Here is a 25728-nt window from a genome sequence, read left to right as displayed (position 1 = left end):
TTGCCAACAGTGGCCAAGAGAGTAAAGTCGTGCCGCCGACACTGCAACGGTGCATGTCGTCGGTACCACTGTCCACATGCAGGAATTACCCATCAAGGACGGCCGTGAAGACCTCCGTGAATTCTCTCTCCTTCGCCCCTGCGAAGAAGAGCCGTGTACCCCTGGCCGAGATCGACGTCCGCGGCGCCGACGCAGCCAGGAAGCTCGGCCGCGTGCTGCCCTCGTCGACCGGTCGCCCCGTGCAGGCGTCGACCTTCAACTCGGCGCTCTAGTCTGTCGGAGAGCTCTAGACTGGCGGAATGACTGCACCCGTGGTCCCATTCCGCGAGATCGTGCTCAAGGTTCACAGCAGATGCGATCTTGCTTGTGATCACTGCTATATCTACGAAGCCCCTGATCAGAGTTGGCGTACCCGCCCCAAGGCAATCTCTGACGAGGCTATTTCCTGGACGGCCCGGCGACTGGCCGAGCACGCCGAGAAACACGTACTGCCCTCCGTGTCAGTGATCCTGCACGGAGGGGAGCCGCTGCTGGCGGGCCCCGCACGGCTGCGCCGGGTGTGCGAGGAGCTGACCGCCGCCCTCGACGGCGTCGCGGAGCTCGATCTCCGTATCCACACCAACGGCCTCCAGCTCAGCAGCCGCTACCTCGACCTGTTCGACGAGTTCGGCGTGAAGGTCGGCATCTCCCTCGACGGCGACCGGTCGGCCAACGACCGCCACCGCCGCTTCGCCGACGGCCGCACCAGCCATCCGCTGGTCCTCAAGGCCGTCGAACTGCTCCAGAGCGAGCGCTACCGCCACCTCTTCCTCGGGCTGCTCTGCACCATCGACGTGGCCAACGACCCGGTCGCCGTGCACGACGCGCTCATCGCCCTGGACCCGCCGCGCATCGACTACCTGCTGCCGCACGCCACCTGGGACGCACCCCCGGCCCGCCCCGCCGGATCCCCGACCGAATACGCCGAGTGGATCCTGGCGGTCTTCGACCGGTGGGAGGAACAGGGCAGACCGGTTCCGGTCCGGCTGTTCGAGTCCGTACTGTCGACGTTGAACGGCGGCCCCAGCCTCACCGAGTCCCTGGGCCTGGCCCCCACCGACCTCGTGGTGGTGGAGACCGACGGCAGCCTGGAGCAGGTCGACTCGCTCAAGAGCGCCTACGACGGCGCCGCCGCCACCGGGTTCGACGTCTTCCGGCACTCCTTCGACGAGGTCGCCGCCCACCCGGGCGTCCGGGTGCGCCAGCTCGGCCTGGCCGGGGTCGGCCCCGAGTGCCGCGAGTGCCCGGTGGTGCGCTCCTGCGGCGGCGGGCTCTACACCCACCGCTACCGCTCGGCGAACGAGGCGGCGGGCCGGGCCCCCTTCGACGGCCCCTCGGTCTACTGCGAGGACCTGGAGGCGCTGGTGCGGGGCATCGAGACCCGCACGGCTACCCGTCTGGTCCCGGGCGCCCTGGCCGACCCCGGTGAACTCGTCGCCGCCGAGAACGAGCTCACCCGCACCCTGCTCGCCCGGCTGCACGCCGATCTGGCCGGCCGCGGCGGCGTCGAGTGGGCCGAGGCCTGGCGGCTGACCGCCCTCGTCGACGGGCCGGGCCTCGACGAGGTACTGACGCATCCGTACGCGCGCAGCTGGCTGCTCACCACCCTGGAGGCGCTGCGCACCGGCCGTTCCGACGCCGTCGCCCACGCCCACCGCCTCGCCGCCTACACCGCGGCCGCCGCCGTGCGCGGCAGGCTCGACGTGCCCGTCACCGTCGGGTACGCGGACGGCAGGCTGGTGCTGCCCACCCTCGGGGAGCTGCGGGTCGGCGCCGAGGGCGAGTCCGGCCGCGCGGAGGTGGTCGCGGCCGAGAAGGGCTTCCGGGTCCGGGGCGAGCGCTTCGAGCTGGAGGTGGAGTGCCCGCGCGAGCCGTGCGGCGACTGGCTGCCGGTGCGGGGCCTGGGCCGGGACGGGGCGCCCGATCCGGCGCTCGACGACCTCGACCCGTACCGCGACTGCTTCGGCACGGCGGTGCTGCCGCGGCTCGGCCTCGCCGAGGCCGACGAGTGGAGCGGGCGGCTCGGCGCGGCCTGGGGGCTGCTCTCGGCCACTGTTCCGGGCCACGCGGCCGCCGCGGCCGCCGCCCTGACCACGCTCACCCCGCTCGCGGGCGCCGGTGAAACGGTGGCCGGGCGGCACGGCTACGGGGCGTTGGGGGTGCCCGTGGGGCTGACGGGGGACGCGTTGGCGCTGGGGCTGCTGCGCGGCTTCCGCAGGGCCAGGTTCCGGGCCCTGCGCGATGTGGCGGACCTGTACGCCCTGGACGGCGGCTGGCTCCACCGGGCCGACTGGCACGAGGAGCCGGTACCGGTTTCGGTCCTGTTGGCCGAAACGCATGAGCGGGTGGCGGTCGCCGCGTACGACAGGAGTGCACGCACTCTGGCGGAGACCCGGCGGGCGCTGGAAGCTCTTCAGGGGGCGGCCGAACTCACCGTGGGCGGGAAGAGCCTGGTCGCCGACGTCCTGTCGGAGTGGGAAGAGGCAGCCCGTGGATGAGCGAGCCCAAGCGGTGCCGGCCAGCGCGTTACGCGACGACCTGGCCGCCATGGGGGTCAACGAGGGGGACACCCTGCTCGTGCACGCCTCGATGAGCGGGCTGGGGCACGGCCCCGGGGTGCTGGGGCAGGCCCTGCGGGAGGCGGTCGGCGGACGGATCAAGGGCACCCTGGTGGTCCCGGCCTTCACGCCGGAGAACTCGCTCACCTCGCTCGCCCACCGTCGGCGCAGCAGGAGCGTGCTGCGGAATCCGGCCGCGTACAAGGACTTCAAGCGCAGAATGGAGCCGTTCGATCCGGACCGGACCCGAAGTCAGGGAATGGGCCGGTTGGCGGAGTGGGTGCGCACCTCGGAAGGGGCGGTGCGCAGTACCCACCCGCAGACCTCCTTCGCCGCCTGGGGCTGCCGTGCCCTGGAGCTGACGGAGGGGCATGAACCCGATTGTCATCTGGGCGAGAAGTCGCCGCTCGGCGCGCTGTACCGGGCCGATGCCCGGGTACTCATGATCAATGTGGGATTCGACGTCTGCAGCGCCTTTCACCTCGCGGAATACCGGTATCTGCACAACCCGCCCAAGAAGCTGTACAGCTGTGTGGTGCGGGACGAGAGTGGGCGTCGTGGATGGTTCCACTATCCCGACGTCGATCTCGACGACAGCGACTTCGGGGCGGTCGGGGCCGACCTTCCGGAGGAAATGCGCAAAGAGTGGCAGCTGGGACGGAGAACCGCCCGGTTGTTTTCGATCAAGGGGGCGGTGGACCATGCGGTGGACTGGATGACCGAAAAGCGGCCTTGTTTGACCGAACGGTGAGGGGATGGAGCGCCGTGCGCTCCGGAATGATGTTCTTCAATACTGCAGGACGGGGGTCGTGTGCACGCATCAGCGCAGCCGCGTCCGGCCGACCAACATCGGCCCTACTTCTTTCTGAGTTACGCGCACACGCCGAGGTACGGGGCGGGCGGCCCGGACCCCGACATGTGGGTGGAGCGGCTCTTCCGTGATCTCTGCGGCCATGTGATGGCCATGACCGACCTGCCCGCCGGTGCGCCCGCCGGCTTCATGGACCGGGAGATACGGTCCGGCGAGGGCTGGTCGGAGCGTCTCGGCGAAGTCCTCGCCTCCTGCCGGGTGTTCGTGCCGCTGTTCTCGCCGCGCTACTTCGCGAGCGAGATGTGCGGCCGCGAGTGGTACGCGTTCGAGCAGCGCACCATCCAGCACCAGGCGTACACCAACCGCCCGGCCGAGGCGATCGTGCCGGCCCTGTGGGTGCCGGTCCCGCCCGAGCAACTGCCCGGGCCCGCCGAGCGGTTGCAGTTCAACCACCGGGCCTTCGGCGACCGCTACGTCACCGACGGGCTCTACGGGCTGATCAAGCTGCGCATATTCGCCGAGGAGTACGAACGCGCGGTCTACGAGCTCGCCAAACGGATCGTGAGCGTCGCCGACGCCACCGCGATACGGCCCGGCCGCCACGTCGACTACCGGCTGGCGCCCAGCGCCTTCGGCGCGGCCCCCAGCGAGGGCCCCCGGCCCATGCACGTCACCGTCGCCGCGCCCACCCGCCACGAGCTGCCCGAGGGCCGCGACGACGCGTACTACGGGGAAAGCCCGCTGGAGTGGAACCCCTACCACCCCGTCTCCGCCCGGCCGCTCGCGCTGGTGGCGGAGGACATGGTGCGCTCGCTCAACTACCAGACCACCGTCTCCTCCTTCGACGAGGAGGTGCTGCACCTCGACGGCAAACAGCCGCCGTCGCGGCCCGAGGTCCTGCTGGTGGACCGGTGGGCGCTGGAGGACGAGGACCGGCGCGCCCGGCTCGCGGCCTTCGACGCCGAGCACCGGCCCTGGGTGAGCGTGGTCGTCCCGTGGAACCGCGACGACCACCAGAGCCGGGCTTCGGAGGTGGAGTTGACGCACCGCCTGGAAGAGACCATGCCGTCCAAGATGCGCCAGGGGCGGGCCGCGTGCCGGGCCGCAGCCAAGGGCGTACCGAGCATGGAGGCCTTCGGGCAGATACTGCCCCAGGTCGTGGAGGCGGCGGCACAGCAGTATCTGAGACACGCGACGGTCTATCCGCCCGCGGGGGGCGGGCACACCGAACGGCCGCGCCTGGTCGGGCCGATGGGCACCGATTTCGGCACCACGCAGTACATCCCCGACAGGCTCGATCACGCGCCCGATGCGGAGGAGACGGATGACAGCCAGTCGTGACGGACGCATCGTCACGTTCTACTCGTACAAGGGTGGTACGGGCCGCACCATGGCCCTCGCCAACACGGCCTGGATCCTTGCCGCCAACGGCAAGCGGGTCCTCGCGGTGGACTGGGACCTGGAGGCCCCGGGGCTGCACCGCTTCTTCCACCCGTTCCTGGACCCCTCGACGCTCGGCGCCACCACCGGGGTCATCGATCTCATCACCGAATACGCCTGGGCCGCCACCAGTCCCGTGCCGCGCTCGGACGACTGGCACCGCGACTACGCGCGCATCCAGCCGCACGCCGTCTCGCTGACCCCGGAGGCCCTGGGCTGGCAGTTCCCCGACGGCGGCACCCTGGACTTCGTCTCGGCCGGCCGGCAGAACCGCGAGTACTCGGCGACCGTCTCCACGTTCGACTGGGACAACTTCTACGACCGGCTCGGCGGCGGCCACTTCTTCGACGCCCTGCGCGAGGACATGAAGGAGAACTACGACTACGTCCTGATCGACAGCCGCACCGGCCTCAGCGACATCGCCGACATCTGCACCGTCCACCTCCCCGACGTCCTGGTGGACTGCTTCACCCTCAGCGACCAGTCCATAGACGGCGCCGCCTCCGTGGCCCGCCAGATAGACGAGCGCTACAGCGGGCAGAACATCCGCATCCTGCCCGTCCCGATGCGCATCGACGAGGGCGAGAAGGAGAAGGCGGACGCCGGCCGGGCGCTCGCCCGGCTCAAGTTCGACCGCTTCCCGGCCGGGCTCTCCGGCGACGAACTCACCGCGTACTGGGGCGCGGTGGAGATCCCGTACCGCCCCTACTACGCCTACGAGGAGACGCTGGCGACCTTCGGCGACGAGGCCGGGCTCTCCAACTCGCTGCTGTCCGCCTTCGAGCGGCTCGCCTCCGTCGTCACCGAGGGCCGGATCACCTCGATGCCGACCGTCAACGAGGAGATCCGGCTGCGGATCCGGGACGCCTTCACCCGCCGCAGGCCCGCCCTTCCGGCCGATCTGTTCCTCAGCTACGTGGCCGAGAACCGGATGTGGGCCGACTGGATCGAGTCCGTGCTGACCCGGGCCGGGTTCCGGGTGGTGCCCCGGGACGTGTCGTCCGAACCCAGCAGCGCCGACGGGGAGGCGGTCGCCGCCGAGAACGCCGCCCGTACCGTGGTCCTGCTCTCCAGCGCCTACCTCAAGTCGGCCCGCGCTGTGGAGATCTGGTCCCGGGCCGCCGCCGAGGACCCCTCGGGGGCACGGCGCCAGCTGCTGCCGCTGCGGGTCGGCGACGTCCGGCTCACCGCGCCCTACATCGACCGCAACCCGGTGGACCTGTTCCGCCTCGACGAGGTGCACGCCACCACCGCGCTGCTGCGGGCCCTGGAGCGGCCGGTGCAGATCAGCGACGGGGTGGCGCCCGGACCTCGGTTCCCCGGCACCGTCCCCAAGATCTGGAACGCGCCGCCGCGCAACCCCGGCTTCACCGGCCGCTCGCTGGTCCTGGAGCGGATGCGCGACCAGCTCGGCGGTGGCCTCGCCGTCGTCCTGCCGCAGCCGCAGACGCTGTACGGACTCGGCGGCGTCGGCAAGACCCAGGTGGCCCTGGAGTACGTCCACCGGTTCATGGCCGACTACGACCTGGTCTGGTGGATCTCCGCCGAGCAGCCCGACGACGTGGTGGCCGGCCTCGCCGAGCTCGGCGTGCGGCTCGGGGTGCAGGGCGGCGACGACATGAACTCCGCCTCCCGCGAGGCCATCGACCTGCTGCGGCGCGGGGTGCCCACCTCGCGCTGGCTGCTGGTCTTCGACAACGCGGACGACCCCGAGCAGCTCAAGCGGTTCTTCCCGCCGGGCGGCCCGGGCCACGTCCTGGTGACCTCCAGGAACCAGACCTGGTCGCAGTACGGCGACGCGCTGCCCGTCGACGTGTTCCTGCGCGAGGAGTCCATCGAGCACCTCCAGCGGCGCGCCCCCGGGCTCTCCGTGGACGACGCCGACCAGGTCGCCACCGCGGTGGGCGACCTGCCGCTCGCCGTCGAGCAGGCGGCGGCGTGGATCGCGGAGACCGCGACGCCGGTCGCCGCCTATCTGGAGCAGCTGGCCCAGCAGGCGCCCAGCGTCCTCGCCCTCAACCAGCCCGCCGGATACCCCGAGCCGGTCGCCGCCACCTGGAACGTCTCCATCGAGCGGCTGAAGCAGCGCTCGCCCGCGGCGGTCCGCCTCCTCCAGCTCTGCGCCTTCTTCGCGCCCGAGCCGATCTCCGCCAACCTGCTCTACAGCAAGGAGATGATCGACGCGCTCAAGCCGTACGACGCCACGCTCCAGGAGAAGCTGGTGCTCGGCCGGGTCATCCGGGAGATCGGCCGGTTCGCCCTCGCCAAGGTCGACCAGGTCGGCAGCTCCATCCAGGTGCACCGGCTCGTCCAGGCCGTGATCCGGGCGCAGTTGAGCGACGAGGAGCAGATGGACGCCCGGCACGCCGTGCACCGCATCCTGGCGGGCGCCCGGCCGGACGCCGACGAGCCGATCGACAACCCGGAGACCTGGGCGCAGTTCAACACCATCTGGCCGCATCTGACCCCGTCGGGGGCGCGCCTGTGCGACGAGCCGGAGACCCGCCGGCTCCTCATCGACCGCGTGCGCTACCTGTGGAAGCGCGGTGACTTCAACGCGGCCGCCAACCTCGCCGAGGACCTGCGCGAGGAGTGGCGCGAGAAGCTGGGGCCCAACGACCTCCAGTACCTGTACCTGCGCTTCCACCTCTCCAACATCCTCCGCTCGCGCGGCCGTTACGTCGAGGCGATGGAGCTGGACGAGGAGACCCTGGCCCGCCAGACGGAAGTGCTCGGTGCCTCGCACCCGCACACGTACATGACCACCAGCGCCCTGGCGATGGACCTCGGCGCGCTCGGCCAGTACAGCAAGGCGATGGAGCTGGCGACCGAGGCGCACGAGGGGTTCCGGCAGATCTTCGACGAGTCGCACCCGCGCACGCTCGCCGCCGCCAACAACCTCGCCCTGAACATGCGGATGCTCGGTCAGTACGCCCGGGCCCGCGAGCTCGACCAGGACGTCTACGACCGGCGCACCGAGGTGCTCGGCCCGGAGCACCCCTACACCCTCTCCTCCGCCATGAACCTGGCGCGGGACCTGCGGGAGATCGGGCGCTACGAGGACTCGGTGGCGCTGCTCAGCCGGACGTACGACCTCTACAAGGAGCAGCTGGGCCGGGCCTTCCCGGGCACCCTGGCGGCGGCCAAGAGCCTCGCCGTGTCGCTGCGCCGGGCGGGCCGGCTCGACGACGCGCGGCGGCTGACCACCGCGACCCGCAACCGCTACCGCGCCAAGTACACCTCCGCCAACCCCGACTGGCTGGCCTGCGACCTCAACATGGCCGCCGACCTGTTCGCGGCCGGGGACTCGGCGGCGGCGCGGGACGCGGCCCAGGAGGTCGTCGACCAGTACGTCAAGGTGCCGGGGGAGCGGCACCCGTACACGCTGGCGGCCAGCAACAACCTGGGCATCTACCAGTGGGGCTGCGGGGCGCTGGACGCCGCCGACACCTTGTTGGAGAACACCATACGGACGATGCGGGACATACTCGGGGAGAACCATCCCCACGCGTTGTTCGCCACCGTCAACCTGGCCAACGTGAAGGCCGACATGGGTGATCTGGAGAGCGCCCTGGAGATCGAGCGCAACGCGGTCGCGCGGCTGCGGGAGGTGCTGGGAGCGCACCACCCCGAGACGCTCGCCTGCGCCGCGAACATGTCGGTGACGCTCGACGGGCTCGGCCGCAAGGAGGAGGCGACGCACGTGCGGGCGGAGGCCGTGGAGGAGCTGCAGCGGCTGCTCGGCGACGAGCACGCCTTCGTCCGGATCGCCCGGGACGAGCGCCGGGTGCAGCGGGACCTGGAGCCGCTGGCGGTGTGAGCCGGGGCGGCGCGACGAGGGGACGACCGGTGCGACCGGAGTGATCGCACCGGTTCCCTCCGCCGGGTGCCGCCCCGCCGGGTGCCGCCGGGGTCAGTCCTCCTCGATCAGCCAGGTGAGGATGTCGGGCAGCGCGTGCAGCGCGTCGAAGTGGGCGGCGGCCGGTTCCAGCACGGCCGTCGCGCCCGGGATGCGTTCGGCGAGCCAGCGGGAGTGGCCGACGGGTGAGAACACGTCCTTCACGCCGTGCCACAGCAGCACCTCGCCGGCGATGTCCGCGGGGTCGAACCCCCAGGGGCTGCAGAAGGCGAGTGCGTCGTCGATCCAGCCGTACGCCGAAGTCCGCAGCGCCTCCTGGTAGTTGCGCAGCAGCATGGACCGCACCCCGGCGTCCTTGACGACCATGCGGTCGGCGTGGGTGAGGTCGCGGCGCAGCTCGTCGAGGAGTTGGATGGGGTTCCTGCGGATCTCGTCGGAGCGCGGGATGAGCCGGGCCGCGAACTCCTCGGGGTTGACCGACGCGGTCGTGAACTCCTCCACGTTGTAGGCGGTCATCCCGTCGAACCAGTCCAGCCCGGCCGCGTCCCGGGGCGCGAGCGTGACCAGCGCGGCGGTCCGGGTGACCCGCTCGGGCATCAGGGCGGCGCAGGCCAGCGCGTGCGGGGCGCCGCCGGAGCGGCCTACGACGGCGAAGCGTTCCAGGCCGTAACTGTCCGCGATCGCCTTCACGTCCTGGACGACGTCGGCGACGCTGCGGCCCTCCAGCCGGTCGGAGCCGCCGTAGCCGGGTCTGTCGTACGCGATCAGCTGCATCCGGCGCTGGTAGAGCACCATGCCGCGCGGCGCGGGGCCGAGCCGGCTGCCCGGGGTGCCGTGCAGCAGGAAGACGGGCCTGCCCCGCGGGTCCCCGAAGCGCTCCACCGTCAGATGCCGCCCATCGGCCGCGCGCACCCGACCGCGCACTCGTGCCCCCTCCGCTAGTGGGTCGCGATACCGATCGCCGGGACCGTCCTCGTACCGCCCATACCGGTTGTCGGATACAGGCATCGACTGTTGCGGCATTCCCCTCCCGCCCGCGATTTACCCATTCAGTGGAGTGTGACCGGGACTCCCCCTGGGACGGAAGCGGAGTTACCGTCGAAGTACACGTCCGATTCGGACCCTTGGGGGCCGTGATGGTCGAGGCATTGGTGGCGACGGCTGTGGCCGTCGGATCCGCCGGCATCGTGTATGTGATGGCGGCGGCCCGGGTCGTCAAGCAGTACGAACGCGGTGTGGTCTTCCGGCTGGGCAAACTCAGGGGATCGGTGCGCGGCCCGGGCTTCACCCTGATCCTTCCGTTCGCCGACCGGCTCCACAAGGTGAACATGCAGATTGTGACGATGCCGGTCCCGGCGCAGGACGGGATCACCCGGGACAACGTCACGGTCCGGGTGGACGCGGTGATCTACTTCAAGGTGGTCGACCCGGCCGACGCGGTCATCCAGGTCGAGGACTACCGCTTCGCGGTCTCCCAGATGGCCCAGACCTCGCTGCGCTCGATCATCGGCAAGAGCGACCTCGACGACCTGCTCTCCAACCGGGAGAAGCTCAACCAGGGCCTGGAGCTGATGATCGACAGCCCGGCGATGGGGTGGGGCGTGCAGATCGACCGGGTGGAGATCAAGGACGTGTCGCTGCCGGAGACGATGAAGCGCTCGATGGCCCGGCAGGCCGAGGCCGACCGGGAGCGCCGGGCCCGGGTGATCAACGCGGACGCGGAGCTCCAGGCGTCGAAGAAGCTGGCCGAGGCGGCCGGGGTGATGTCGCAGCAGCCCGCCGCCCTCCAACTGCGGCTGCTCCAGACGGTGGTGGCGGTGGCGGCCGAGAAGAACTCGACGCTGGTCCTGCCGTTCCCGGTGGAGCTGCTGCGGTTCCTGGAACGGGCGGCTCCGCTGCCTGCGGGGGAAGGGTCTGCGCCGGCGGCTGGGGCACCCGCAGCGGAAGCGGTCGAGGCGGAAGCCCCCGCTCCGGAAGCTCCCGGGGCACAGGCGCACTCCGAACTGGGAATGGAAGGCCAACCGGCAGAACCGCCTTCGATCCCATGATTGTGAGCGGAGTCTCACCTGTGAACGCTCTGGGCGTCCCGAGAGGGCGATTCGCCCCTTTCCAGCCGAATGATCATGGCCGGAATATTGCGGCCATGTGACACCAACAGGACGTACGACACAAGCGCTTCGCAAAGCCGCAGCGGCTCCCGAACCCGATTTGCCGGGCGTCCGGGCGCTGGCTCTAATAGCGGCCATGTCAACGATCCGCGCCCTGCGGGCCGACCGTACCGGCATGGCGGCGCTCTGCGCGGTGCTCCTGTTCGTCGTCCTCGCCCTGGCCGCACCCCTGATCACCGCGCTCTACGGCAAGAACGCCACCGAGCACTACGGACAGAACGCCCCCGGACTGCTCAGCCCCGAAGGGCTCCCGGTGCTCCCCAACGGCGGGATCTCCGGCGAGTTCTGGTTCGGTCTGGAGCCGGGGCTCGGGCGCGACGTCTTCGCCCAGCTCCTGTACGGGATGAGGACGTCGCTCGTCGTGGCGGTCGCCGCCACCGCCGTCATCGCGCTGCTCGGCACCGTGCTCGGCCTCGTCGTCGGCTACCTCGGCGGGCTCGCCGAGCGGGCCTTCACCTTCGTCTGCAACGTCCTGCTCGCCTTCCCGACCCTGCTGCTCCTGCTGGCGCTGAGCCCGGTCGTCAAGACCCGGTTCGTGGACCCGGGCGAGAACGAGCCGGTCTGGATGCAGTTCACCGTGCTGATCCTGGTGTTCGCCGCCTTCGGGTGGGTGCCGCTCGCCATGGTGCTGCGCACCACCGTGAAGTCGCTGCGGGAGCGGGAGTTCATCGAGGCGGCGCGCGCCTCGGGGGCGAGCCGCTGGCACATCCTGGTCCGCGAGCTGCTGCCCAACATCTGGGCGCCGATCCTGGTCAACGTCACTCTGACGCTGCCCGGCATCGTCACCGCCGAGGCCGCGCTCTCCTACCTCGGCGTCGGCATCGACGAGCCGGTGCCCGACTGGGGCCGGATGATCTCCCGGGGTGCGGAGGTCTTCTACGACGACCCCACCTACATGGTCTTCCCCGGCGTGACGATCCTCGTCTTCGTCCTCGCCTTCAACCTGCTCGGTGACGCGGTACGGGACGCGCTCGACCCCCGTACCGCCCACTGACCGCCACTTTCTTTCGTACGACCACCTTTCGCACAACCACCTTCTGCCACACCGGAGTTCGTCATGCCCAGATTCAGCCCGCGCACCGCAGCCGTCCCGGCTCTCGCCACCGCCGCCGCCCTGCTGCTCTGCTCCTGCTCGGCGGGCGCGGGCAAGGGTGACGGGGACGGCAAGGCCAATCCCACCGAGGTCAGGAGCGGACAGCGGCTCACCGCCACCCTCGGCACCGCGAAGGACAGCCGGGGCCCGGCCCCCGCCGTCGCGGGCGCGCAGTCCGGCGGCACCGTCAAGGTCGCCAACCTCAACGACTACAGCCACCTCGACCCGCAGAAGATCTACGCGGGCGAGGGCTACAGCACCTCGCTGCTGTGGGGCCGCCAGCTGACGCAGTATCAGGTCGTGGACGGCAAGCCGGTCCTGGTGGGCGACCTGGCCACCGACACCGGCCGCTCCTCGGACGGCGGCCGCACCTGGACGTACACGCTCAAGGACGGGATCGCCTGGGAGGACGGGCAGCCGATCACCTCCGAGCACGTCAAGTACGGCATCGAGCGCACCTTCGCCCCCGGCTTCGAACTCGGCCCCAGCTACTGGCCCGAGTGGCTCACCGGCTCCGAGGACCGCAGCGCCGCCGTCAAGAAGTACGCCGGGCCCAAGGGCGGCGGCCTGGACGCCATCGAGACGCCCGACGCGAAGACCGTCGTCTTCCACTTCCCCGAGCCGCAGTCCGACGTGCCGTACATGGCCGCCCAGTCCTCCTCCTCGCCGGTGCGCCCGGACAAGGACACCGGCACCGCGTACGACACCCACCCGTTCGCCACCGGCCCGTACCGGATCGCCGAGCACAAGCAGAACCAGGGGCTCGCCCTGGAGCGCAACCCGCACTGGAAGGCGGAGACCGACCCGATCCGCCACCAGTACGCCGACCGCTTCGAGTTCACCTTCGGCAAGAAGATCCTCAACACCGCACAGGAGGTCCTCAACGGGCGCGGCGCCGGGCCGGACACCGTCACCACCAAGAGCGAGGTGCCGCCGGAGCTGTACGCGCAGGCCGAGCGCGACCCGAAGAAGAAGGCGCTCCTGGTGGCGGGGAGCAGGGGCGCCTACACCAACGACCTCTACATCAAGAACAGCCGGGTCGCCGACCCCGAGGTCCGCAAGGCCATCCACTACCTCTTCCCCCGCGAGCAGGCCCGCCAGGTGCTCGGCGGCCCGCGCCTGGGCGAGTTCGCCACCACGCTCTCCTCGCCCGCCGTCGTCGGCTGGAAGAAGTACGACCTCTACCCGGTCAAGCCGAGCGGCGACATCGAGAAGGCCAAGGAGCACCTGGCCAAGGCGAAGACCAAGGTGGACACGCTCACCTACGCCTACGAGGCCGACGCGCCCGAGAAGGACCGGCTCGCCCAGGTCCTCGTCGACGCCTTCGGCAAGGCCGGGATCAAGCTGGTCGTGAAGCCCCTGGACAAGGCCGCGTTCACCAACGAGGTCTTCCGCGGACCCGCCCCCTACGACCTGTGGATGTCCACCAACTCGGTCGACTGGCCCACCCCGGCCACCCTGCTGCCCGACGGCTACGACAGCCGTCTCGACGCCCTCTCCAACGGCATCCGCTACAGCAACCCGAAGGTCGACAAGGAGCTCGACCGGATCAGGACCATCGGCGACGCGCAGCAGAAGGCCGCCGCGCTCATCGACCTGGAGCAGGTCGTCATGGCGGACGTGCCGGTCGTGCCGTTCCTCTACACCGCGGTCACCCAGTTCCGCGGGCAGAACATCGGCGGCGCCGCCATCCACCCGATCTACGGCTCCGTCGCCGCCGCCGACCTCTACCTGAAGAAGTCCTGACCCTCCCATGACCGGTTACGTCGTCCGACGCGCCCTGCAGGCCGTGGCGGTGCTCCTCGCGATCACCGCCACCGCCTTCGGGCTGTTCTTCGCGGCCCCCTCCGACCCCGCGCTCATCGCCTGCGGCCCCAAGTGCGACACCGGGCAGGTCGAGGCCGTACGCCACAGCATGGGCCTGGACCGGCCCGTCGCCGCCCAGTTCGGCGACTATCTGGGCGGTCTGGTGGCGGGCCGCACCATCACCGACGTCGACGGCAGCCCCATCGACTGCCCGGCGCCCTGCCTGGGCTACTCCTACGCCCTGCACCAGCCGGTCCTCGACGCCATCGCGGACCGCTTCCCGGCGACCCTGTCGCTCGCGGCGGGCGCCCTGGTGGTGATCGTGGTGCTCGGCGTCGGCGTGGGCTTCACCGCCGCGCTGCGCCGGGGCACCCGCACCGACCGGCTGCTGTCCGGCTTCACCCTGGTCGGCGCGAGCGTGCAGATCTACTTCCTCGGCTACGCCCTCCAGTACCTCCTGGTGTACGCGACGGGCGCGCTGCCGGTGCCCGGCTACACCCCCTTCGGCTCCTCGCCCGGGGCCTGGGCGGCCGGGCTCGCGCTGCCCTGGCTGGTCCTCGGCTTCGTCAACGCGGCCGTGTTCGCCCGGCTCTCGCGGGTGCAGATGCTGGAGTCGATGCACGAGGGGTACGTCCGCACCGCCCGCGCCCGGGGCCTGTCCACGCTGCGCGCCCATCTGAAGTACACCGCGCGCGGCGCCGGAGCCCCGCTGGTGCAGCTGCTCGGCCTGGAGGCCGGGGCGCTGTTCGGCGGGGCCTTCATCACCGAGACCGTCTTCGGCATCGACGGCATCGGCAAGCTCGCCGTCGACTCCGTCGTCCAGAACGACCTGCCCACGGTCGTCGGGACCGTCCTGCTCGCCGCCTTCTTCGTGGTGGTGTTCGTCGCGCTCGCCGACCTCCTGGTGGCGCGGCTCGACCCGAGAGTGAGACTCGTATGAGTGCCGTGCTCCGCATCCGCGACCTGTCCGTCTCCTTCACCGGCGCTCGGGGCGCGCTCGTCCGGGCCGTGGAGGGGGTCTCCCTGGAGGTCGCGGCCGGTGAAGTGCTCGGCCTGGTGGGGGAGTCGGGCTCCGGCAAGTCCACCGTCGGGCTCGCCGCGCTGGGCCTGCACGACCCCGCGCGCACCCGGATCGAGGGCAGTGTCGAGGTGGCCGGGACCGAGGTGGTCGGCGCTCCCGAGTCCCGGCTGCGGGGGCTGCGCGGCTCCCGGATCGCGATGGTGTTCCAGGACGCGCTCGCCGCGCTCTCGCCCTTCCACACGGTCGGGGCGCAGCTCGCGGAGGCCTACCGGGTCCACCACAAGGGTGCCTCGCGGGCCGAGGGCCGGGAGCGGGCGGCCGCGATGCTGGAGCGGGTGGGGATCGCGGCCGCCCGGGCCGGGGACTATCCGCACCAGTTCTCGGGCGGGATGCGCCAGCGCGTGATGATCGCGGCCGCGCTGGTCAACGCGCCGGACGTGGTGGTCGCCGACGAGCCCACCACGGCGCTCGACGCCCGCGTCCAGCGCCAAGTGCTCGACCTGCTCGCCGAGTTGGGGCGCGAGAACGGCACCGCGGTGCTGTTCGTCAGCCACGACATGGGTGTGGTGGGCGACTTCACCGACCGTACGGCGGTGATGCGGAACGGCCGGGTCGTCGAGGAGGGGACGACGGCCCGGCTCCTCACGGACGCCTCGCACCCCTACACCCGGGCGCTGACCGGGGCGGCGCCCACCCTGGCCACCCTGCCGGGCAGCAGGCTGGCGACGGTCGACGAGCCGGCGCCGGTGACTCCGCCCCGGCCCGCCGCGCCCGTGGTGGATGGCCCGCCTCTCGCCGAACTCGCCGGAATCCGGGTCGAGTTCCCGGGCAGACGCGGTCTGTCGGTGCGCCGGCCCGAGCCGGTGGTGGCCGTACGGGACGTGAGCCTGCGCATCGAGCCCGGCCGCACCCTCGGTCTGGTCGGCGAGTCCGGCTCCGGCAAGTCGACCACCGCCCGGGTCCTCGCCGGGCTCCAGCGGCCCACCGCCGGGACCGTGCGCTTCGACGGGCGGGACGTCTCGGACGCCGCCCGCGACACCGCGCTGCGCCGCGAGCTGAGCCGGGACGTCCAGCTGGTCTTCCAGGACCCGTACGCCTCGCTCAACCCGCGCCGCACCGTCGAGGAGATCGTCACCACGCCGCTGCGCGCCCACACCCGGATGGACCGGGACGAGCGGCGGGAGCGGGCCGCGGGGCTGCTGAAGCAGGTGGGGCTGGCGGAGGACCGGCTCGACCGCTATCCGCACGAGTTCAGCGGCGGGCAGCGCCAGCGCATCGGCATCGCCCGGGCCCTGGCGGTCCGCCCGCGGCTGGTCATCGCGGACGAGCCGGTGTCGGCGCTCGACGTCTCCGTACAGGCGCAGGTGCTGAACCTGCTGATGGACCTGCGCGACGAACTCGGCCTCTCGCTCCTGTTCGTCTCGCACGACCTGGCGGTGGTGCGGCACGTGTGCGACGAAGTCGCGGTGATGCGGGGTGGGGTGCTGGTGGAGAGCGGGGAGCGGGATCAGGTGTTCGAGGCGCCGTCGAGTGAGTACACGAAGGAGTTGCTGGCTGCGGCGTATTAGGGCGGGTGGTGGGGGCGCGTTTTCGGGTGCGGGCCGGTGGGGGCTGGGCGCTCCCCCAAGTTCTCGGCTTCGCTCGAACAGGTCGGCTTCGCTCGAACAGGGGGGACCCCCATCGCGGCGGAGCCGCACATGTCACAGCCCCGCGCCCCTTAGGGGGTGCCCACCTCCAGCGGGTCGTCCCCCGTCTGCTCGCTCCTCTTGCGCAGCCCCGCCATGACCAGGGTCACCGCCGCCCCGCCCACCGCCCAGGCCGACAGCACCAGGAGCGGGCCGGTGATCGCGTTGCCCCGGAAGTACGCGATCGAGCGCGCCGCCCAGGTGCCCGCGCCCGGGGGCAGCGCCGGGCCGATCGCCTTCCAGAACGGTGGCAGCAGCGGATAGGGGTAGGCGCCGCCCGCGCTCGGGTTGCCGAGCACGACGACGACCAGGATCGCCAGGCCGATGCCGACGATCCCGGCGAGGCCCTGGAAGGCCAGGGTGGTGGCGCCGACCGCGAACACCACCAGCGCGCCCAGGCCCGCCAGGCCCGGGTAGCTGCCCGGCAGCGCGCCCAGCACCGGCCCGACGATCAATGCGCCGAGCAGCCCGGCGGCGATCGAGTACACCGAGAGCGCGCCGAGCCGGATCACCGCCCGCTGGGTGTTGGCGGGCCGGGCGCCATGGCTGATCGCCAGGATCGCGGCGCACAGATAGCCGCCCACGCACCAGCCGACCACCAGGTAGAACGAGGACAGGCCCCGGGCGTCCTCCGGGTCGGCCGGGGCGACGTCGACCACCTTCACGGTGCGCTGCTCGGCCTTCTCGATCGCGGTGACGACCAGCTCGACGGCCTGGGAGAGGGACGCCCCGCCACCGCCCGCGACGAGCAGGGTGTCCGTGGTGGACCCCGGGTCGACGATCAGCGCGCCGTCGATGTCGCGGTTCCGCAGCTGCCGGGTGGCCGCCGCCCGGTCCTCGACCGCTCGGGCGTCCAGCGCGTCGCCAGGGATCGCGTTCAGCCGCTGCACGGCCTGGGCGCTGATCTGCGCGGGCGCGACCACCCCGAACGGAACGTCCTTCGGCTTGGGGTGGTGGAAGGCACCGGCATAGGACGCGATGAACGCGACCATCAGCCCGAGCACCCCGATGACCAGCAGCGCGGCCCGCACGGTGACGGCGCTCTTCACCTCGTCGACGAACGTCATGTCCCTCACGCTCCGGGGCGCGGCAGGGCCGCGCAGTCGGGGCTGGGCCGAATGGCTGACGGCCTGCTGACGACCCCGCCGAGCCGGTCGCTCATACATGTGTCGTACGTACGTTCGAAAATTGGTCTATGGTGAAGGAGGGGGAAAGTGAGAACGATTGGTCCAGGAGGTGCGGGTGCCCGGTTTCACGCATCTGCGCACCGTTTCGGGTTACTCCCTGCGGTACGGGGCTTCCCACCCGGAACGGCTGGCCGAGCGCGCCGCCGAACGGGGGATGGACGCACTCGCTCTCACCGACCGGGACACCCTCGCCGGCGCCGTGCGCTTCGCCAAGGCGTGCGCCGCGGCGGGGGTGCGCCCGCTCTTCGGCACCGACCTCGCCGTCCCGGAACACCTCCTCGACCAGGGGAAGGGGCAGGGGGCGGCCCCCGCCCGGCGTCCGCGCACCCCGGTGCGGGGCGGCGCCTTCGTCGACGAGTCGGCGCCGCGCGCCACCTTCCTCGCCCGGGACGGCGCCACCGGCTGGGCGGAGCTCTGCCGGCTGATCACCGCCGCCCACACGGCCACCGGACAGCCCGCCCTCTCCTGGTCCGCGCTGCCCGCCGACGGGCTCACCGTGCTGCTGGGGCCCGCGTCCGAGGTGGGCAGGGCGCTCGCCGCGGGCCGCCCGGACCGGGCCGCGCACCTCCTCGCGCCCTGGCGCGAGCTGTACGGCGACGCCCTGCGCCTGGAGGTCGTGCACCACGGGCGCGCGGGCACCGGGCCCGGCTCGCTCCGCCTCGCCGCCCGCACCCTCGGCCTCGCCGCCGAACAGGGCGTACCGGCCGTGCTGACCAATGCCGTGCGGTACGCGGACGCCGGGCTCGGGCCGGTCGCCGACGTCCTGGACGCGGCCCGCCGGCTCGTCCCCGTCGACCCGCGCCGGGGACTGGACAGCGGCGAGCGCTGGCTCAAGGAACCGGCCGCCATGGCCCGCACCGCCGAACGCGTCGCCGAGGCCGCCGGGTTCCGCCGGGACGCCGCGCACCGGCTGCTCACCACGACCGAGGAGACCGCCGCCGCGTGCCTGGTCGACCCCCGGGCGGAGCTGGGCATCAAGACGTACAGCTACTTCCCCGAACCCCATCTCGTCGGCGCCGCGGACCGCACCCCGCAGCGGGTCCTCGCCTCCCGCGCCGCCGCGGGCATGGTGCTGCGCGGCTACGACAACGACCCCGCGTACTGGGCGCGGATGCACCGGGAGCTGGACGTCATCGCCTTCCACGGCTTCGCCGCCTACTTCCTCACCGTCGCCCAAGTCGTCGACGACATACGGGAGATGGGCATCCGGGTGGCCGCGCGCGGCTCCAGCGCCGGGTCGCTCGTCAACCACCTCCTCGGCATCGCCCACGCCGACCCCGTCGAACACGGCCTGCTGATGGAACGCTTCCTGTCCACCCGGCGCTATGTGCTGCCGGACATCGACATCGACGTCGAGTCCGCCCGCCGCCTCGACGTCTACCGCGCGATCATCGGCCGCTTCGGCACCGAACGGGTCGCCACCGTCGCCATGCCCGAGACCTACCGGGTCCGCCACGCCGTACGCGACGTGGGCGCCGCGCTGTCCATGGACCCGGCCGAGATCGACCGGATCGCCAAGTCCTTCCCGCACATCCGGGCCCGGGACGCCCGCGCCGCGATGGCCGAACTGCCGGAGCTGCGCGAGGTCGCGGCGGAGCAGGGGCGGCACGGGAGGCTGTGGGAGCTGGTCGAGGCGCTGGACGGGCTGCCGCGCGGGATCGCCATGCACCCGTGCGGAGTGCTCCTCTCGAACATCACGCTGCTGCGCCGCACCCCCGTGGTGCCGACCAGCGGCGAAGGGTTCCCCATGTCCCAGTTCGACAAGGAGGACGTGGAGGACCTCGGGCTGCTCAAGCTGGACGTCCTCGGTGTGCGGATGCAGTCGGCGATGGCGCACGCGGTCGCCGAGATCGGCCGCACCACCGGCCGCAAGCTCGACCTCGACGACCCGCGCCAGGTCCCGCAGGGGGACCTGCCGACCTACCGGCTCATCCGCTCCACCGAGACGCTCGGCTGCTTCCAGATCGAGTCACCGGGCCAGCGCGATCTGATCGGGCGGCTCCAGCCCGCCACCTTCCACGACCTGGTCGTGGACATCTCGCTCTTCCGGCCGGGGCCGGTCGCCGCCGACATGGTCCGGCCGTTCATCGAGGCCCGCCACGGGCGGGCCCCGGTGCGCCATCCGCACGAGGACCTGGCGGACGTCCTGGGGGAGACCTACGGCGTGGTCGTCTTCCATGAGCAGCTCATCGAGATGCTGCACGTCATGACCGGCTGCGGCCGGGCCATGGCCGACCAGGCCCGGCGCGCCCTCTCCGACCCCGAGTCGCAGGAGGAGATCCGCGTCTGGTTCGCCGCGTGCGCGGCCGAGCGCTCGTACCCGCCCGAAGTGATCGACCGCACCTGGGAGATCATCAAGGCCTTCGGCTCGTACGGCTTCTGCAAGGCGCACGCCGTCGCGTTCGCCGTGCCGACCTACCAGTCGGCCTGGCTCAAGGCCCACCACCCGGCCGCCTTCTACGCCGGGCTGCTCACCCACGACCCCGGGATGTACCCCAAGCGGCTGCTCCTCGCGGACGCGCGGCGGCGCGGGGTGCCCATCCTGCCGGTGGACGTGAACCGGTCGTCGGCCGCTCATCGAATCGAACTGGTGTCCAATTCCCGGATCTGGGGGCTCCGGCTCGCGCTCGCGGACGTCCAGGGGATCAGCGAGGCCGAGACCGCCTGGATCGAACAGGGGCAGCCCTACTCCTCGCTGCTCGACTTCTGGCGGCGGGCCAGGCCGAGCCGCCCCGTCGCCGAACGGCTCGCCCAGGTCGGCGCGCTCGACGCGTTCGGCGGCAACCGGCGCGACCTGCTGCTGCACCTCGCCGAACTCCACCGCGCCCAGCGGGCGGCCGGGTCCGGCGGCGGCCAGCTCCCGCTCGGCGACGGGCGGCGGACGGCCCGCGCCGGACTGCCCGACCTCGACGAGGCGGAACGGCTCAGCGCCGAGCTGGGCGTCCTCGGCATGGACGCGTCCCGCCATCTGATGGTGGATCACGAGACGTTCCTGAAGGAGCTGGGCGTGGTCTCGGCCAAGCGACTGCGGGACGCCGGGCACGGCGAGACCGTCCTGGTCGCGGGCGCCAAGGCGGCCACCCAGACCCCGCCCGTCCGGTCCGGCCGGCGGGTCATCTTCACCACGCTGGACGACGGCACGGGCCTGGTCGACCTCGCCTTCTTCGGCGACAGCCACGCCGCCTGTGCGCACACGGTCTTCCATTCCTGGCTCCTGTTGGTACGAGGGGTGGTGCAGCGCCGCGGCCCGCGCAGCCTCAGCGTGGTGGGCGCCGCGGCCTGGAACCTGGCCGAGTTGGTCGAACTCCGCCACGAGGGCGGCCTGGACGCGGTCTCGGCCCGTCTGTCGACCCCGGCACCGCAAACGCCCGACGGTGAGGGTGAGGAGGCTCCCGGGAAGGACCTCGACAGCGGACGCCGCATCGAACTGTCCACGGGGTATCAGCTGAACCCCTGGGCCGACCTCCAGCCACCCGGCGAACGAGCCGCCACCGGCCGGAAGTTGTGGCACCAGAGCCCGGGGAGCGCGGGATGATCCTCTGCGTTCGATTCCATGTACCTCCTGTAGCTGAAGGGTCTGTTGCAGGTGGTGCGGGTGGTGCCGAGGCTGCGGGCGGTGGGTGCGGGGCCGCCCTCCCCGCGCTGCTCGCGGTGCTCGGCGGGCTCACCCCGGTCGTCCAGGCGCTCCCCCCGGACGCCGCGCTCGTCGATGTGCGGGGCGCCGAGCGGTACTTCGGGTGGAACGCGGCCCAGCTCGCCTCCGTCATCCGGGTCAGGGCGCTCGCCCACTGCGGGGTGGACTGCACCATCGGGGCCGGGCCCAACCCGATGCTGGCCCGGATGGCCGCCCGGGGCGCCCGGCCGGGCACGACCCTGGTGCTGTCCCCGGACGAGGTGACGGAGTTCCTGGCGGACAAGCCCGTCGCCGCGCTGGACGGGGTCGGCTCCGCGACCGCCCGTACCCTCTGCTCGTACGGGCTCGACTCGGTCGGCAGGGTCGCCGCCGCCCCGCTCGCCACCTTGCAGCGGATCGTCGGCGCGCGGTCCGGGCGCGAGCTCCACGAACGGGCCCTGGGCATCGACCGCACCCCCGTCGTGCCGAACGCGGCGGCCCGCTCCCTCGGTGCCGAACGCTCCTTCCCCCGCGACGAGTTGGACCCCGACCGGCGACGCCGTGCGCTGCTCTCCCTCGCGGAGGAGCTGGGCGCCCGGCTGCGCGGCACGGAGCAGGTGTGCCGCTCCCTGACGCTCACCGTCCGGTACGCCGACCGGTCCACCACCACCCGTGGCCGCACCCTGCGCGAACCCACGGCCCACTCCCCGGCGCTCACCGCGCTGGCGTACGCGATCCACGAGTCGCTCGGCCTCCAGCGAGCCCGTGTCCGGGGCGTCTCCCTGCGGGCCGAGGGGCTGATGCCCGCCCGACTGGCCTCCCGGCAGCTGACGTTCGACCCCGCGGACGACCGGGCCCGCCGTATCGAGGCGGTCGCCGACCGCGCCCGCGCCCGCTTCGGCCCGGCCGCCATCGTCAGCGCGGCGACGGCGACCGGTCCGGGGGCCGCTCCCACCGGCCCCGTGGCGGCCCCCGGCGCCCTGGCCGACGCCGCTTGACCCACGGCGCCGAGATCGAAAGCAGGGGTCGCGAGCGCGGGAACCCTGGAGTGGCGTAGCCGGGCGCGGGCGGCGACACGGCAGTTTTTACCGACGCGTAACTTCACTCTCAGGCTACTGGTGCGTAATTTGGCGAGCGAACAGCACTTGTGGTCCGGATCACAGGGTGTGTGTCCCCGCAACTCCCCTTGAGCCGCAAGGAGATCGCTCGATGCTGCCCTGGAAGCCCCGCCGCGCCTGGAAACACCTGGCCAGACCGCTGGCGGCGCTGCTGCTCGCCGCCGCGGCCACCGTCGTTCCCGCGACCGCCGCGCACGCCCAGTCAGCCGCTCCCAGCAGCGGCTGGAACGACTACTCCTGCAAGCCCTCCGCGGCCCACCCCCGCCCCGTCGTCCTGGTCCACGGCACCTTCGGGAACTCGGTCGACAACTGGCTGGCCCTCGCCCCGTACCTCGTCCACCGGGACTACTGCGTCTTCTCCCTCGACTACGGCCAGCTCCCGGGCGTACCGCTCTTCAACGGCCTGGGCCGCATCGACAAGTCGGCCGAACAGCTCGCCGGTTTCGTAGACAAAGTGCTCGCGGCGACCGGCGCCCCCAAAGCCGATCTGGTGGGGCACTCCCAGGGCGGCATGATGCCGCGCTGGTACCTGAAGTTCCTGGGCGGCGCCTCCAAGGTGAACACCCTGGTCGGCATCGCGCCCGACAACCACGGCACCACCCTGCTCGGCCTCACGGCGCTGCTGCCCTACTTCCCCGGCGCCGGTGACCTGCTCAACCTCGCCACCCCCGGCCTCGCCGACCAGGTGGCCGGGTCGCCGTTCCTGGCCAAGCTCAACGAGGGCGGCGACACCGTTCCCGGAGTGCACTACACCGTCATCGCCAGCAAGTACGACGAGGTGGTCACCCCGTACCGCTCGCAGTTCCTGAACGGCCCCGATGTCGACAACGTCCTCATCCAGGACAAGTGCGCCCTCGACCTCTCCGAGCACGTGGCGATGGGGCTGACCGACCGCATCACCTACCACGAAGTGGTGAACGCGCTCGACCCCGCGCACGCCACGCCCACCACCTGCCTGTCCGTCATCGGCTGAGACGCACACGAGGCCCCTTTTACCTACGAAGTAGGTTGAAGGGGCCTCGGCTTGTGGCGGTGCGGCGTGGATCAGCGGCCGTGGCGACCGCCCGCCGGTGCGGCCTTGCGGCGGACCGTCAGGAAGAGGAACGCGGCGCCCGCCGCCAGGGCGGCCGCACCGCCGAACGCGAGGTACGGGGTGGAGCCGCTCCCGCCCGTCTCGGCGAGGTTCTCGGTACGGGCACCCTCCTGGGCCGGAGCCGCGGCGGCCACGCTGTCGGTGTGGGGCTGGTTGCCGGACTGCTCCTTGCCTGCGCCCTTGTCGGCGGTCGGCTTTGCCGGTGCGCCCGCGCCCGCGCCCGTGTTCGCGTCGTCGTCGCCGTGGCCGTGGTGCTCCACCGTCGACTTGGACGCGCCGTCCTCGACCTGCTGCTGGGTGGGCGCCGAGGCCGTCGGGGCCGGGGTGGAGCCGGTGCCGCCGCTGTCCTTGCCGAACACCACGTCGGAGCAGGTGTAGAACGCCTCGGGGCTGTCCGAGCGCTGCCATATCGAGTAGACGAGGTGGCGGCCCGACTTGGCGGGCAGGGTGGCGTCGAAGACGTAGTCGCCGTTCCGCATCGACGGGTTCGTCACCTTGGCGAACGGCGCGGACTCCAGGTCCGACCACTTCAGCGGCTTGGTGGGGTCGTAGCCGTCCTTGGTGACGTACAGCTCGAACGTGCCCTTGTGGGGAGCCGTGCCCTTGTAGTGGAAGGTGTGGCGCCCCGCGGTCAGCTTGGTGGACGGCCAGTCGGCGCGCGCCAGGTCGAGTCCCTTGTACTTGTCGTTGCCCGCGCTGCAGAGCTTGCCGTCGGGGATGATCTGCTTCGACCTGCCCGCCGCGTTGGCGATGTTGACGGCGTTCCAGTCGTAGAACGCCTGGGTCCCGCCGGCGGCCACGGCCGCCTTGCAGGCGGCCGAGCGGGGGCTCTCCGGCCCCTCGGCGTAGCAGGCGGAGACCCGGCTGACCGGATCCGTCATCGAGCCGTGGGCAGCGGCCGGACCGGCCGCGAGCCCGGTCAGCGCGAGCGGCGCCATGGCCAGGGCGGCGACGGTGGCGGCCTTGCGACGAGCGGTCATCGTGACGTTCTCCTTCGGTGCTGCACGGGGTGGGCGTGGAGCACGCTAGCCGCCGAAAACCGCGAAATCGGCTGCTGGGAGGGGGTGATGGCGATCGTTATGGTCGCCTTAAGGGGTGACTGAGAGGCGGTTAAGAACGAGCCGACCGCTTCCACTGCCGCAAGGAGCTTCCCCGTCGGTCCGGCGCCCCCGAACCGACGGCCCGCTGGTCGATCAGTCGATGAGCGCCGTGAACTTGCCGAGCTTCGCGAGGAGTTCCAGCTCGTCCAGGGCCTGTACGGCGCGGTCGGCCGCTTCCGGGTCGCGGTCGGCAAGACCGCTCTCGGCGAACTCGTCCTCGTCCAGGCGGAGCACGGTGTCGCCGTCGGCGGAGACCCAGAGGTCCAGGTCCAGGTCCTCCACGACCACCGCTCCGTCGCGCACCACGGCGGGCCGGGTGATATCGCAGTACCAGCCCTTGAGCGTCTCGTCGGCCGCCCGTACCTCCTTCACCGCGTACCAGCGGTCCCGCCAGTAGTGCTCGGTGAAGACGTCGCCCGGCTCGAAGCGGACGAAGCCGAAGTCGCGGACGCCCTCGGCCGCCCAGGGGGCGCGGACCGTGAGCCGCACGCCGTCGTCGGCCACCAGCGACGCCGGATAACCGATCTTCGTACGGCCGGACTTGACCAGGGTGACGATGAGGAGGGAGCCGGGCTCAGCCGAGTTCGCGGGCATGACGTATCTCCGTGGCGCAGGTTTCGTGGGGAACGCGTCGCAGAGTGCTCGGGCGGTCGCGCTCATGCAGTCGGACGTTACGCGTGGGGCGCGGCGGGTGCCTCCCATTTTCGCCCCGCGCGGGGGAGGGGCAGAATCGGCGTGTGACCCTGAAGATCGTCATTGACCAGGAAGCCGCGAGCGCTCCGTATGAGCAGCTGCGGGCCCAGATCGCCGAGCGGGCCAGGGCGGGGGTACTGCCCGTGGGGTACAAGCTGCCCACGGTGCGCGGTCTCGCCGAGGAGCTCGGACTCGCCGCCAACACCGTGGCCAAGGCCTACCGCGCCCTGGAGGCGGACGGGGTGATCGAGACGCGCGGCCGCAACGGCACGTTCGTAGCGGCGGCTGGCGACGCGGCGGAGCGCCGGGCCGCGGCGGCCGCCCGGACGTACGCCGAGGAGGTGCGCCGCCTGGGCCTCAGCCGCGACGCGGCACAGGCGGCGGTGTCGGACGCGGTGCGGGCGGTGTACGGCGACTGACAGTCGTCACCTGTCACTCGGCATC

Annotated in this window: 18 protein-coding genes; 14 read left to right on the top strand and 4 right to left on the bottom strand. The window is 71.9% G+C overall.

Annotated elements, in window-relative coordinates; translation table 11 throughout:
- Positions 1–104: 104 nt before the first annotated feature.
- From fxsA to fxsT, 5 genes are read left to right on the top strand one after another with little or no spacing between them, the layout of a single operon-like run.
- Complete coding sequence (gene fxsA / locus IE252_RS14315; protein WP_229848343.1) at positions 105–272, top strand: FxSxx-COOH cyclophane-containing RiPP peptide; 168 nt, start codon at positions 105–107, stop codon at positions 270–272.
- Positions 273–299: 27 nt separating this feature from the next.
- Positions 300–2537 carry a radical SAM/SPASM protein FxsBH, inactivated beta-hydroxylase extension form gene (gene fxsBH, locus IE252_RS14310; protein WP_190089740.1) on the top strand — a complete coding sequence of 746 codons (2238 nt, stop codon included), beginning with the start codon at positions 300–302 and terminating at the stop codon, positions 2535–2537.
- A complete protein-coding gene (locus IE252_RS14305; RefSeq protein ID WP_229848341.1) occupies positions 2530–3348 on the top strand; it encodes an AAC(3) family N-acetyltransferase in 819 nt (272 codons plus the stop codon). The genes fxsBH and IE252_RS14305 overlap by 8 nt, the downstream gene beginning before the upstream one ends.
- A 60-nt stretch (positions 3349–3408) precedes the next feature.
- A complete protein-coding gene (gene fsxC, locus IE252_RS14300) occupies positions 3409–4749 on the top strand; it encodes an FxsC protein (protein WP_190089739.1) in 1341 nt (446 codons plus the stop codon).
- Positions 4733–8668: an FxSxx-COOH system tetratricopeptide repeat protein gene (gene fxsT / locus IE252_RS14295; protein ID WP_190089738.1), complete on the top strand. Its 3936-nt coding sequence runs from the start codon at positions 4733–4735 to the stop codon at positions 8666–8668. The genes fsxC and fxsT overlap by 17 nt, the downstream gene beginning before the upstream one ends.
- Before the next feature lie 93 nt (positions 8669–8761).
- On the opposite strand, the gene IE252_RS14290 is transcribed toward fxsT, so the two are convergent.
- On the bottom strand, positions 8762–9631 hold the full coding sequence (locus IE252_RS14290; RefSeq protein WP_190089737.1) for an alpha/beta fold hydrolase: 870 nt from the start codon (positions 9629–9631) through the stop codon (positions 8762–8764).
- A gap of 212 nt (positions 9632–9843) precedes the next feature.
- Between IE252_RS14290 and IE252_RS14285 the strand changes: the two genes are divergently transcribed.
- From IE252_RS14285 to IE252_RS14265, 5 genes are all read left to right on the top strand, one after another.
- Entirely contained in the window at positions 9844–10755 is a 912-nt protein-coding gene (locus IE252_RS14285; protein ID WP_229848340.1) for a slipin family protein, read from the top strand.
- Positions 10756–10951: 196 nt separating this feature from the next.
- A complete protein-coding gene (locus IE252_RS14280; protein ID WP_190089736.1) occupies positions 10952–11869 on the top strand; it encodes an ABC transporter permease in 918 nt (305 codons plus the stop codon).
- 63 nt (positions 11870–11932) lie between these two features.
- Complete coding sequence (locus IE252_RS14275; RefSeq protein ID WP_190089735.1) at positions 11933–13714, top strand: ABC transporter substrate-binding protein; 1782 nt, start codon at positions 11933–11935, stop codon at positions 13712–13714.
- Positions 13715–13721: 7 nt separating this feature from the next.
- Positions 13722–14714 (top strand): ABC transporter permease, encoded by a 993-nt coding sequence (locus IE252_RS14270; RefSeq protein WP_190089734.1) that lies wholly within the window; start codon positions 13722–13724, stop codon positions 14712–14714.
- Complete coding sequence (locus IE252_RS14265; RefSeq protein ID WP_190089733.1) at positions 14711–16363, top strand: dipeptide ABC transporter ATP-binding protein; 1653 nt, start codon at positions 14711–14713, stop codon at positions 16361–16363. The genes IE252_RS14270 and IE252_RS14265 overlap by 4 nt, the downstream gene beginning before the upstream one ends.
- A gap of 149 nt (positions 16364–16512) precedes the next feature.
- On the opposite strand, the gene IE252_RS14260 is transcribed toward IE252_RS14265, so the two are convergent.
- Complete coding sequence (locus IE252_RS14260) at positions 16513–17547, bottom strand: ABC transporter permease (protein WP_190089732.1); 1035 nt, start codon at positions 17545–17547, stop codon at positions 16513–16515.
- A gap of 175 nt (positions 17548–17722) precedes the next feature.
- On the opposite strand from IE252_RS14260, the gene IE252_RS14255 reads away from it, so the two are divergent.
- The 3 genes from IE252_RS14255 to IE252_RS14245 all read left to right on the top strand — a co-directional run bounded on the left by IE252_RS14255 (position 17723) and on the right by IE252_RS14245 (position 23371).
- A complete protein-coding gene (locus tag IE252_RS14255; protein ID WP_229848337.1) occupies positions 17723–21202 on the top strand; it encodes a DNA polymerase III subunit alpha in 3480 nt (1159 codons plus the stop codon).
- A complete protein-coding gene (locus IE252_RS14250; protein WP_190089730.1) occupies positions 21199–22278 on the top strand; it encodes a DNA polymerase Y family protein in 1080 nt (359 codons plus the stop codon). The genes IE252_RS14255 and IE252_RS14250 overlap by 4 nt, the downstream gene beginning before the upstream one ends.
- 211 nt (positions 22279–22489) lie before the next feature.
- Complete coding sequence (locus IE252_RS14245; RefSeq protein WP_190089729.1) at positions 22490–23371, top strand: esterase/lipase family protein; 882 nt, start codon at positions 22490–22492, stop codon at positions 23369–23371.
- A gap of 71 nt (positions 23372–23442) precedes the next feature.
- Here the strand turns inward: IE252_RS14245 and IE252_RS14240 are convergent, their stop codons facing one another.
- Both IE252_RS14240 and IE252_RS14235 read right to left on the bottom strand, forming a co-directional pair.
- Positions 23443–24471 (bottom strand): lytic polysaccharide monooxygenase auxiliary activity family 9 protein, encoded by a 1029-nt coding sequence (locus tag IE252_RS14240; RefSeq protein WP_190089728.1) that lies wholly within the window; start codon positions 24469–24471, stop codon positions 23443–23445.
- Positions 24472–24684: 213 nt separating this feature from the next.
- Positions 24685–25185 carry a ribonuclease FAU-1 family protein gene (locus tag IE252_RS14235; protein WP_190089727.1) on the bottom strand — a complete coding sequence of 167 codons (501 nt, stop codon included), beginning with the start codon at positions 25183–25185 and terminating at the stop codon, positions 24685–24687.
- A 143-nt stretch (positions 25186–25328) separates the two neighbouring features.
- On the opposite strand from IE252_RS14235, the gene IE252_RS14230 reads away from it, so the two are divergent.
- Complete coding sequence (locus IE252_RS14230) at positions 25329–25703, top strand: GntR family transcriptional regulator (RefSeq protein ID WP_190089726.1); 375 nt, start codon at positions 25329–25331, stop codon at positions 25701–25703.
- Positions 25704–25728: the final 25 nt, after the last annotated feature.

The sequence above is a fragment of the Streptomyces melanogenes genome, from assembly GCF_014649795.1.
Classification (GTDB): domain Bacteria; phylum Actinomycetota; class Actinomycetes; order Streptomycetales; family Streptomycetaceae; genus Streptomyces; species Streptomyces noboritoensis.
The sequence above is the reverse complement of the archived record's forward strand: the minus strand, read 5'-3'. Positions and strand labels throughout refer to the sequence as shown.